The sequence below is a fragment of the Micrococcus sp. MS-ASIII-49 genome (assembly GCF_000946635.1).
GTDB classification, from domain to species: domain Bacteria; phylum Actinomycetota; class Actinomycetes; order Actinomycetales; family Micrococcaceae; genus Micrococcus; species Micrococcus luteus.
The window spans coordinates 1-1154 of the sequence record NZ_JXSP01000087.1; the positions used below are offsets into that span (position 1 = coordinate 1).

The 1154-nt window shown below is 77.0% G+C and carries 1 protein-coding gene; it reads left to right on the forward strand.

What is annotated here, in order from left to right; all coding sequences use genetic code 11:
• Positions 1–33: 33 nt before the first annotated feature.
• The coding region (locus SJ20_RS06515; protein WP_044659354.1) for an ATP-binding cassette domain-containing protein at positions 34–1154 on the forward strand (1121 nt) is incomplete at its 3' end.

Here is a 1154-nt window from a genome sequence, read left to right on the forward strand (position 1 = left end):
ACGTCATGACCTCTTACACCTAGACTGGCGGACATGACCTCCGGCCCTCCCTCCCCCGCCCTGCCCGCCGGGCCCGCCGCCCACCTGCGCGGCGAGCACCTGACCGTCTCGCTCGGCGGGCACCGCGTGCTCACGGACGCCACGGTGCGGATCAACGCCGGCTCGCGGCTCGGGATCGTGGGTGAGAACGGGCGCGGCAAGACCACGCTGCTCCACGTGCTCACGGGCCGGATCACGCCCGACGTCGGCCGCGTGACGCGGGCGGGCACGCTCGCGTTCGTCCCGCAGGCGCTGCGGGCGCGGGCCGACGGGCGCTCCCGCACGGTGGGCGACCTGGTCCGCGACGCCCTCACGGGCCCGCACGCCGCACTCGAGGCCCTGGACGCCGCCGCGGCCGCCCTGGCCGAGGCCCCCGACGACGCCGGCGCCGGACACCGGTACTCCACCGCGCTGGAGCGGGCCCACCTCTACGACGCCTGGGACGCCGGCCGGCGCGTGGACATGGACCTCGAGGGGCTGCACGCGTGCACGGACCGCGAGCGCCCCCTCACATCGCTCTCGGTCGGCCAGCGCCACCGGGTGCGCCTGGCCGTCACCCTCGGCTCCCGGCCGGACCTGCTGCTGCTGGACGAGCCGACCAACCACCTGGACGACGTCGCCCTGGACTTCCTCACCCGCCGGCTGGTGGAGCACCCGGGCGGGGTCGCCGTCGTCAGCCACGACCGCGCCCTGCTGCGCGCCGTGTGCACCGACATCGTGGACCTGGATCCCAGCCAGGACGGGCGGCCGCGGCGGTACTCCGGCGGGTACGCCGGCTGGGCGAAGGGGCGCCGCCGCGCCCGGGCCGCCTGGGAGCAGGAGTACGCCGAGCAGAACGCCGAGCGCGAGCGGCTGGAGCTGGCCGTGGAGGACGCGCGGGAGCAGATGCAGGGCTCGTGGCGGCCCCCGAAGGGCACCGGCAAGCACCAGCGCTCGAGCCGGTCGGCGGGGATCGTGCAGATGTTCAACCGGCGCTTCGACGAGCTGGAGGCGCACCGGATCACCGTGCCCGAGCCGCCCCTGCGCCTGGACTGGCCGTTCGCGGACATGCCCGACGGCGACCCGCGGGACGGCGCGGACGCGGCGGCGGGCACGGCGGGCGGGCCGGGCACGGC